This window comes from Rhizobacter sp., assembly GCA_021153565.1.
Lineage (GTDB): Bacteria > Pseudomonadota > Gammaproteobacteria > Burkholderiales > Burkholderiaceae_C > Albitalea.
On the sequence record JAJKJU010000018.1, the window covers coordinates 1 to 10,096 of the forward strand.

The 10,096-nt window shown below is 63.4% G+C and carries 6 protein-coding genes and 1 pseudogene; 5 read left to right on the top strand and 2 right to left on the bottom strand.

What is annotated here, in order from left to right:
* Positions 1 to 3,439: amino acid adenylation domain-containing protein (locus AC30NL_RS01515; protein WP_489462245.1), on the bottom strand; the 3,439-nt coding region annotated here is incomplete at its 3' end.
* The gene (locus AC30NL_RS01520) at positions 3,388 to 5,814 is read right to left on the bottom strand and encodes a non-ribosomal peptide synthetase (RefSeq protein ID WP_489462246.1); all 2,427 of its coding nucleotides are present in this window, start codon (positions 5,812 to 5,814) and stop codon (positions 3,388 to 3,390) included. The genes AC30NL_RS01515 and AC30NL_RS01520, both read right to left, overlap by 52 nt.
* A gap of 354 nt (positions 5,815 to 6,168) precedes the next feature.
* On the opposite strand from AC30NL_RS01520, the pseudogene AC30NL_RS01525 reads away from it, so the two are divergent.
* The 5 genes and pseudogenes from AC30NL_RS01525 to soxZ form a co-directional block, all read left to right on the top strand.
* Positions 6,169 to 6,349 (top strand): annotated as a pseudogene (locus AC30NL_RS01525) (transposase); the annotation flags it as partial.
* A 211-nt stretch (positions 6,350 to 6,560) separates the two neighbouring features.
* Complete coding sequence (gene soxC / locus AC30NL_RS01530; protein WP_489462250.1) at positions 6,561 to 7,901, top strand: sulfite dehydrogenase; 1,341 nt, start codon at positions 6,561 to 6,563, stop codon at positions 7,899 to 7,901.
* Entirely contained in the window at positions 7,885 to 8,952 is a 1,068-nt protein-coding gene (locus AC30NL_RS01535; RefSeq protein ID WP_489462247.1) for a c-type cytochrome, read from the top strand. The genes soxC and AC30NL_RS01535 overlap by 17 nt, the downstream gene beginning before the upstream one ends.
* 61 nt (positions 8,953 to 9,013) lie before the next feature.
* Positions 9,014 to 9,481: a thiosulfate oxidation carrier protein SoxY gene (gene soxY / locus AC30NL_RS01540; protein ID WP_489462248.1), complete on the top strand. Its 468-nt coding sequence runs from the start codon at positions 9,014 to 9,016 to the stop codon at positions 9,479 to 9,481.
* Positions 9,482 to 9,667: 186 nt separating this feature from the next.
* A complete protein-coding gene (gene soxZ, locus AC30NL_RS01545) occupies positions 9,668 to 9,979 on the top strand; it encodes a thiosulfate oxidation carrier complex protein SoxZ (RefSeq protein WP_489462249.1) in 312 nt (103 codons plus the stop codon).
* The last annotated feature ends 117 nt before the right edge of the window (positions 9,980 to 10,096 follow it).

Below are 10,096 nucleotides of genomic sequence, written 5' to 3' on the forward strand. Positions count from 1 at the left end.
AGCCGCGGATCTTCACCTGATGGTCGTTGCGGCCCAGGTACTCGATGGTGCCGTCGGGCAGCCAGCGGCCGAGGTCGCCGCTCTTGTACATGCGGGCGTGCGGGTCGCTGCTGAAGGGGTCGCGCAAGAAACGCTCGGCGGTCAGCTCGGGGCGGTTCAGATAGCCCCGCGCCACGCCGGCTCCGGCGATGTAGATCTCGCCGGCCACGCCGATGGGTACCGGCTTCAGATATCGGTCGAGCACATAGACGGTTGTGTTGGAAATCGGCCGGCCGATGGGCAGGTTGGTGGCGTCCTCCGGTACATGGTCGATTTCATAGGTGAGCGCGAAAGTCGTCGTCTCGGTCGGGCCGTAGCAGTGAATGAGGTGCCTGGGACCGCCTTCGCAAAGCACGCGGGCAAAGGACGCCGGGTCGTTGCGCTCGCCGCCGCACAGCAGATACTTCAGCCCCGCCAGTGCCTTTGGAATCGCCACGGAATACTGGTTGAACAATGCCGTGGTGACGAAGAGTGCCGTGACGCCCTGTTGTTGCAGTACTTGTGCGAAACGTGGCGTGTCGAACATCGTGTCTCTGTCGATGACGACGATGCAGCCTCCGTTGAGCAGCGCAGCCCACACCTCCATCGTTGTGGCGTCGAAGGCAGGATTGGAGGCGAAAGCCACACGGTCCGTGGCGTCGAAGGCTGCATAGCCGTTGTTGATGACCAGACGGTTGACGCCGCGATGCGGAATGATCACCCCCTTGGGCTGACCGGTCGAGCCCGAGGTGTACATCACATAGGCGGCATCCGTGGCGTCGCGTTGCACGTGGAAATCGAGCGAAGAGCACGACACGGTGAGATGACGCCTCGTGTCGAGGACGAGCCAGGCAAGATCTGCCGTGTGCTGCTGCACGGCAGTGCTTTGTGCGCTGATGGCGCGCAGGGCGCCACAGTCCTGGATCATGAACAACTGCCGCTCGACAGGAAACTCCGGATCGATGGGTACGTAGGCTCCGCCGCTCTTGAGCACCGCCAATTGCGCGATCAGCATCTCGGGTCCGCGCGGCATCACGATCGGCACGAATTCCCCAGTTTGCGCACCTTGCTGTCGCAGGGCATGGGCGAGTTGATTAGCGCGCTGATTGAGTTCGGCATAGCTCAGCCGCTGCTCCTCAAAGACCACGGCGGTGGCCTCAGGCGCGAGGCGCACCTGATCCTCGAACAACTCATGGATCAGCCGATCCGAGGGGTAGTCGGCGTGCGTGTCATTGAAGCCTCGCAGCCGTTCCAGTTCTTGAAGTGGCAGCACTGGCAACTGCAGCGCAGGCGTATGGGGGGCCGACTCCAGCGCCTGGATCAGCGACTCCAGGGCCGTGAGCATGCAAGCGGCAATGCGATGCGGATCGACGCGCCGATCGATTTGCACAGTCAGCGCAAAGCCATCGCCCAGATCGTCCACCGACAGCCCAAACGGGTAATTGCTGTGTTCTTGAGCATGCAAGAGCTCGATGCCATCCCCCACCGCCGAAGCGGCCACAGGGGGGCTGTGTCGGTAGTTCAGAATCGCGCTGAACAAAGGGGTGGACCCCTGCAGCGAGCTGCAGCGCTGCGCCAGCGCCAGCGGCGCCTGCTCATGCCGCAGCAGCGCCACCAGCTCCTGCTGGGTGTGCTTCAGCAATTGCTCGGCGCTGTGCTCGTGCAGCCGCAGACGCATCGGCAAGGTGTTGACGAACAGCCCCACCACCCGATCGGCGCCTGGGCCGCCGTGCAAACGGCCCGACAACACTGTGCCGAACACGGGGTCATCGCGTCCGCTGGTGCGCGCCACCACCAGCGCCCAGGCGGCATGGAACAGCGGCGCGGCGCTGACACCAGCACGCCGCGCGGCGGCGCGCAGGCGTCGCGCGAGTGCCGGCTCCAGCAACTGCTGCGCCTGCGTGATGCGGGTGCCGTCGCCACGCACATCCAGCAGTCCGAAGGGTGCCGTGGGCTCATCCACATCGGCCAGCCGGCTGTGGAAGAACGCTTCGGCTGCCTCGTCGTGCCGGGCCGCCAGCGCATGGGCCACGAAGTCGCGGTAAGCGATCGGAGCGGCCAGGCGATCCGCCTGGCCGTGCAGACACGCCGTCAGATCGGCCAACATGATCTCCTGCGAGACATGGTCGCTGACAAGGTGGTGCATCTTGAGCACCAGGAACCACTGCGCGCTGCTCGGGTGCGAGGCGATCTCCGCGTGCACCAGCGGTGCGCGCTGCAAGTCCATGGGCAAGCACTGCGGGGCCATGCGCGCGTGCAACTGGGGCAGCGGGTCCTGCCCGAGGTCGAGCGCGAACGAGTGCACCGGGAGCTCGGCGTGGCGGTACACCACCTGCACCGCGTCAGCCAAATCCTGGTACAGCACGGCTGTGCGCAAAATGTCATGCCGATCAAGCACGCGCTGCAACGCCGCGAGGAAGCGGTCCAGATGCTCGCGGCTGTCCAGCGAGAACAGCATCGACAAGATGTAGGGGTCGTGGAGGGGGCTGAGCAGGTGGTGGAACAAGATGCCCTGCTGCAGCGGCGCCAGCGGATAGATGTCCTGCACATTGGCCACGCCACCGGGCACGCTGCGTACGATGCACTCGATCTGCGCGGCATCGAGCTGCACCAGGGGCAGCATCTGCGGCGTGATCGAGGTGCAATGTGGCGTGATGAGATTGGGCGGGGCACTGAACGGCGCAGCGGCCTGGTGAGCCATGGCCTGCGCCAGCGCGGCCAAGGTGGGGGCGCTGTAGATGGTGCGCATCTCGGCGTGCAGCTCAGCCTGACGCAGCCGCTCGATCATCTGCACGATCAATAGCGAGTGACCGCCCAGGTCGAAGAAACTGTCGTGGCGACCCACGCGCTCGACGTGCAGCAACTCGGCCCAGATCTGGGCCAAAGCGAGTTCCAGCGGCCCTTCAGGGGCCTCGTATTGGCGTCCTGGGAAAGCGGCCAGATCGGGCGCGGGCAGTGCCTTGCGGTCGAGCTTGCCATTGGGCGTGAGCGGCAAGACGTCGAGCGTGACGAAGGCGGCGGGGACCATGTACTCGGGCAACGACCTCAGGTGGCTGCGCAGTGCATCGAGATCGAAGGGTTCGTCGGAAAGCGACGTGAGATAGGCCACCAAACGCTTGTCGCCGGGCGTGTCCTCGCGGGCGATGACGGCAGCCTCTCTGACCGTGGGATGGCGAGCCAGCTGCGCCTCGATCTCGCCCGGCTCGATGCGGAAACCGCGGATCTTCACCTGATGGTCGTTGCGGCCCAGGTACTCGATGGTGCCGTCGGGCAGCCAGCGGCCGAGGTCGCTGCTCTTGTACATGCGGGCGTTCGGGGCGCTGCTGAAGGGGTCGCGCAAGAAGCGCTCGGCGCTCAGATCGGGGCGGTTCAGATAGCCCAGCGCCACGCCGGCTCCGGCGACGTGAATCTCGCCGGCCACCCGATGGGTATCGGTTTCTGGCGTTCGTCGAGGATGTGGATCTGCGTGTTGGCGATCGGGCGGCCGATGGGAATGCTGGATGAGCGCTCATCGACCGATGCGATGCGATGGGTGGTGGCGAAGGTCGTGGATTCGGTGGGTCCATAGCCATTGAGCAGATGCTGCGGCGCGTTCTCGCGAAGCACGCGGCGAATCGTGCCGGGATCCAGCACATCACCGCCGACCAGCAGGTAGCGCAGTTGCGCAAACACATTCGCCAGTGCATCGGCATACTGATGGAACAGGCCCGCGGTCAACCACAGGACGGTCGCGCCCTTGGCCGCGAGCAGTGAGCCAAAGAGCGAAGGCTGCAGGACAGTCGGCGTTGGAACAATCAGCGTACGCGCGCCGTTCAGCAACGCTGCCCAGACTTCGAAAGTCGAGGCATCGAATGCAGGGTTGCTGCAATGCACCACGCAGTCGCTCGGCAACAAGTCGACATAGCCGCTGTTGATGACGAGTCGGTTGACGCCGCGATGCGGAATGATCACCCCCTTGGGCTGACCGGTCGAGCCCGAGGTGTACATCACATAGGCGGCATCCGTGGCGTCGCGCTGCACGTGGAGGTCGAGCGAAGAGCACGATACGGTGAGATGACGCATCGCGTCGAGGACGAGCCAAGCCAGATCTGCCGTGTGCAGCTGCACGGCAGTGCTTTGTGCGCTGATGGCCCGCAGGGCGCCACAGTCCTGGATCATGAACAACTGCCGCTCGACAGGAAAGTCCGGATCGATGGGCACATAGGCGCCGCCGCTCTTGAGCACTGCCAATTGCGCGATCAACATCTCGGGGCAACGCGGCATCACGATCGGCACGAATTCGCCTGGCTCCATGCCTTGCTGTCGCAAGGTATGGGCGAGCTGATTGGCGTGTTGATTGAGCTCGGCATAACTCAAGCGCCGGTCCTCAAAGACCACGGCGGTGGCCTCGGGTGCGAGGCGTACTTGATCCTCGAACAACTGATTGATCAGCCGATCCGAGGGATAGTCAGCGTGCGTGTCATTGAAGCCCCGCAACAAGGCCTGATCTCGCTCATCCAGCAAAGGCAGGGCTCCGACCTGCTGAGCGGAACCGTCTTCCAGTATCACCTTCAGCAGGAGGCCCAGCCGCTTCTGGGCGTCTTCGACGGCTTCGCGCTGTAGAGCGCCGGTGTTGTAGTTGAACTCGACGACCACATCTTCTGATCGGTGGTAGTCGCGCACGAACACGGCAAGCGGCGTCTGCTCGAACCCGTGATGCATCGCAAAGGATGCGGGCTTCACGTTCCCTAGGTGGCCGTCCCCCGGAAAACCTTCGAGGGAAAAGGTCACGTCGAAGAGCTGTTTGCGGCCGACCTGAGCCAGCTTCAAATTTCGATTGATGTCTGCGATCGGGAACCGCTGATGCCGATAACAGCGCCGCAATTCCGCGGCAACATCGTCCAGCAGGTCGATGAATGACCTCTGCAGGTCAACCCGTATTCCTACCGGAATGATCGACGAAAACATCCCCAAGGTGCGCTTCTGACGCGCGGTGCTGCGGTTGTGCACCGGCAGGCCGATCACCACCTCGTCGAGGTGATAGGTACGTGCAAAGTATGTTGCCAGCAGGGCGAGCATGAAATGCGCGACAGTGCATTCGCATGCTGCGGAGAACGCCTTCAGGCGATCGAATATGGGGCGTTCGATGGTCCAGAACACTTGCCTGCTGGGTGTGGGCGCGCCGGGCCCATGCCTGTCTGTTGAGGCCAACATGGGGGCAGGCAACTGCGCGAAACGCTCGCACCAGAATTGCTTGTCGCGCTGGAAGCGGGGTGAGGACAGGTAGGCCTGATCGTCAGCCAGGAATTCGAGATAAGAGGGGCCGCTCTCCAGTGGGGCCGTGTCGCCGCGCAGCCGGCGGTTGTAGGCGTTTGCAATCGCGTGGCCAATGAGAGGGATCCCAGTGCCGTCGCAGACCAGATGGTGGCACTTGAGCAGCCAGTAGTGACGCGAGGCATTCACGCGGACCAGTTGCGACTCCCAGAGCAGTTCGTCGTACAGCTTGAACGGACGGGCGAATGCCAGTCGCAAGTGCTTCCAGGCCTGCTCGTCCGCGTCTGGCCCGGAGAAGTCCACGAGCGGAACGCGGACGTCAATGCGTGGCTGCACCTGCTGGCATGCAACGCCAGCCTCGAGGCGCATGACCAAACGCATCGCCTCGTTGGTGTTGGCGACCTCGTTGATTACCTCTTCCAGCAACACTGGATCGATACTGCCGTCAAATTTCAGCGTGACACCGAGGTTGTAATAAGGTGCATTTGAATTCAATATCTGGTCGAGCCAGACAACTTGTTGGACGGAGGTGAGTTGGTACATGTTGATCAGATTGCTGGCTGAAAAAATGATGCGTGCCCGTGAGGCTGGATGACAGGAAGAAAATCTGACCTGACTTTCATGCTCGAGGCGGGCACCCCGGACCATTGAAGACACTGCGGGGTGTACTGGTCAGCGCGGGTAAAGGTCGGTCAAACTTTGATGGCTTTGACCGCGATACCTGACTTGACTTGCTGCAAACCACTCGTGCCCAGGATTGCCTTCGAGGTGCGCTGCTCCGTGAGGGCGCAGCGCGCGCTCGACAGCTCACACTAAAAGTGAGCCGCCGTGCTTATGCTCGGCAGGGCGTTGGTCGGCGACACCTGTGTTGGCCCGCACATTCGAAAGTGTGACTCGGCTCGGCGCAAGCAGGACATGAGCAAAGTCACCTTCGTTGGCATTGACGAGACCGGCCAAGGGCCATCGATGCTTGACCGTGGTGCACGACCTGGACAAGAAGCGGTTGCTGTTCGCCACGCCCGGCAAGGATCACCAGACGGTGGAGGCCTTTGCGCTGGACCTGGAGGCTCGTGTTGGCGTCGAAATTAACAGGATGCGCACGGCCCAGTACCTGATCTCCTTCCCCCGGCGCAGCGTTGGTCGTGGGAACGCCAATGGATCTTGCATCTCAGCGTTACCACCAACCTGTGAAGGTTCGTTTATCACGTATATTCGCATTCACTTATATTGAAATCGACGCAACCCCGGAGACCATCGTGCAGCGACAAGACCGCGCGTCAGGCCGCCTGATGAAGGCACCTGAAAACTTCCTGGCGCACGACGACGTTCGCACGGTGTGGGCCGAGGCCCGAGACGGTCGACGCGACTTTCTTCGCCAGGCCTTTGCTTCCGCCGCGGCCTGCTTGGCTGTGCCGGCGGTGCTGGCGCAAGGTCTCGCCGTGCCGGGCGAGGGCGACCCGAACATTCTGCAACTGCCCGCGCACAGCACAGGCCTCGGCCAGGGCGTCGCCACCGAAGGCTACGGCAAGCCTTCGCGCTACGAAGCCAACGTGCAGCGCCGCCAGAGCCCGGGCCTGACCCAGACGCGCCAGGCATCGGTGTCTTTCGCCCCGCTGCAATCGCTGTTCGGCATCGTCACGCCGAGCGGCCTGCACTTTGAACGCCATCACCAAGGGTGGTGGGACGTCGACCCCACCACGCATCGGCTGATGGTCAACGGTTCCGACCCCGCCATCGTGAAGACGCCCAAGGTTTTCACGATGGACGACATCATGCGGTTGCCGTCGGTGTCGCGCTTTCATTTCATCGAATGCGGCGCCAACACCGGCATGGAGTGGGGCAACGTTGCAGTGCCGACCTGCCAGTACACGCATGGCATGCTGAGCTGCAGTGAATTCACCGGCGTGCCGCTGCGCACATTGCTCGATTTCTGCGGCGCCGATTGGAAGCGAGGCCGCTTCGTGCTGGCAGAAGGCGCCGACGGGTCGTCCATGACACGCACAATTCCCATCTCGCTAATCGAGAGCGGCGAGGTTCTCGTCGCCTATGGCCAAAACGGTGAAATGCTGCGCCCCGAGCATGGCTATCCCCTCCGGCTCGTCGTGCCGGGCGTGCAAGGCGTGAGCTGGGTCAAATACCTGCGTCGCATCGAACTTGGTGATCAGCCTTACGGTACGAAAGACGAGACGATCCACTACGTCGACCTGCTGCCCGGAGGGCAGCACCGGCAGTACAGCTCGACCCAGGAGGTCAAGAGCGTGGTCACCACGCCGTCCGGCGGCCAGGTGCTGCTCGAAAAGGGCTTTCACAACATCTCGGGCCTGGCTTGGTCGGGTCGCGGCAAGATTCGGCGCGTCGACGTGTCTGTCGACGGCGGACGCAACTGGCGCGAAGCGCGGCTGGAGTCTCCGGTTCTGAGCAAATGCCTCACCCGCTTCAACCTCGACTGGGTGTGGAAGGGCGATGCCGCACTGGTGCAAAGCCGCGCCACCGACGACACCGGCCAGGTCCAGGCCACCTACGGGCAGATGCGCGCAGTGCGCGGTACCCGCTCGATCTATCACAACAACTCGATCCAGACCTGGTGGGTGCAGGAAAGCGGTGAGGTGTGCAATGTTCAGCTGTCGTGACTTTGTTTTCGTCGGGGCTGCGGCGCTGGCCATCTGCGCGGCATCTGCGCAGGCGGCGTCCGACTTGCCCGACTTCGCCGGCATAGGCCGACCCGCGACCCCCAAGGAAGTCGCTGCCTGGGACATCGACGTGCGCCCCGACTTCAAAGGCCTGCCGGTCGGCTCCGGATCGGTGGCCCGCGGCCAGACGGTGTGGGAGGACAAGTGCGCCTCCTGCCATGGCGTCTTCGGCGACTCCAACGAGGTGTTCAATCCCGTCGTGGGCGGTACGACGAAGGACGACCTGAACACCGGCCACGTTGCACGCCTCGACGACCGCGGCTACCCCGGCCGCACGACGCTGATGAAGGTCTCGACCGTCTCGACGCTGTGGGACTACATCAACCGCGCGATGCCGTGGACGCAGCCCAAGTCGCTGACGGTCGAGGAGGTGTACGGCGTCACTGCGTACCTGCTGAACCTGGGTGGTGTGGTCCCCGACGATTTCGTGCTGTCGAACGGCAACATGGCAGAGGTCCAGAAACGCGTGCCGAATCGCAACGGCATGACGACGCAACACGCACTGTGGCCGGGCAAGGAACTGGGCGGCGCGGCTCGCCCGGATCTGCAGGGATCGCGCTGCATGACGAACTGCGCCGCACAGCCGCGGGTGGCGTCGATGTTGCCGGACTTCGCCCGCAACGCACACGGCAATCTGGCCGAGCAGAACCGGCTGGTCGGTGCGCAACGCGGGGCAAACACGGCGGGCACGGCACCGACCGCTGCGGCAGAACCGGCGGCCGTAAAGCCTGCCGCTGTGTCGGCTATCGCCTTGCTGCAGCAGCACAGTTGCACGGCTTGCCACGGCATCGACAGCCAGATCGTCGGCCCCAGCTTCAAGGCCGTCTCCGATAAATATGCCGGGCAGGGCGACGCGCTGGTGTACCTGAGCGGCAAGATCAGGACCGGTGGCTCCGGCGTGTGGGGTGCGATCCCGATGCCGGCGCAGAACCTGCCTGAAGCCGATCTGAAGGCCATCGCCCAATGGATCGCCGGTAGGTGGGCGAATTAGGGATCACACCGACGCGTACGCGTCTCTCCGTTTATTAGCATCCACTGAAGTAGGGACATCGATGAAGACACGCCGAGAAGTATTGAAGACGAGCGCCACAGTCGCGTCGCTGTTGATCGGCGCCGGCCTGCTGCCCAATGTGGCGCTCGCACAGTCGGCCGGTTACCAGATTGCCGCATTTGAGGCGAAGACGATGGCCGACGTGATGATGGCGCTCGGTGCTTCGGCACCTGCCGAGAGCAAGGACATCACGATCCAGAGTCCCGACATTGCCGAGAACGGTGCGGTCGTGCCGTTGGGCGCGTCGACCGCGCTGCCTGGCGTCAAGCGCATGCTCCTGATGGTCGAGAAAAATCCGGCGATGCTCACCGCGATGTTCGAGTTCACCGACGCGGTCGAGCCGGCGGTTGCGACACGCGTGAAGATGGGCCAATCGTCGAACGTCTTCGCTGTCGCGATGCTGGCCGATGGCCGCGTGCTCTATGCGCAGAAGGAAATCAAAGTCACCCTTGGCGGCTGCGGCGGTTGAATGAGCCCGCCCCGAAGCGCCTTCGGCGCTGCCTCAAGGAAGCCCGTTGATGACGCCGCCGGGTGCTTCGCACCCAGTGCAGTGTTCCGCACAGCGTGGAACACTGCAGCGACCGAGGGAATTTAGGAACCGCTTGAGACGGCCCAGCCGTCTATCCAAGCCCGCTTCATTGATGGAGTTTGAACAATGGCAGATTTGATGCGTATCCGCGCCCAGGCCGCTGGCGACAAGGCTACCGTGCGCGTACTGATGAGTCACGAGATGGAAACCGGCCAGCGCAAGGACGCGGCCGGCAAGACGATTCCGGCCTGGTACATCCAGCAGGTTAAGGCCATGCACAACGGCAAAACGGTCCTGTCGGCAGAGTGGGGACCGGCGGTGTCGAAGAACCCGTTCATGCAGTTCACGATCAAGGACGCCAAGGCGGGCGACAAGGTCGCGATCACATGGGTCGACAACCACGGCGAGACGCGCACCGACGAAGCCACGGTCTCCTGAGAGGCTGGGAGGCTGGGAGTATTTCGATCATGCCCGCTCATCACGCCAAAAGGCCCCTGCTCGTCGTTGCAAATGCTCGCCATAGCACGAGCTATGGCTGCGCTTTGCGCCTAGATC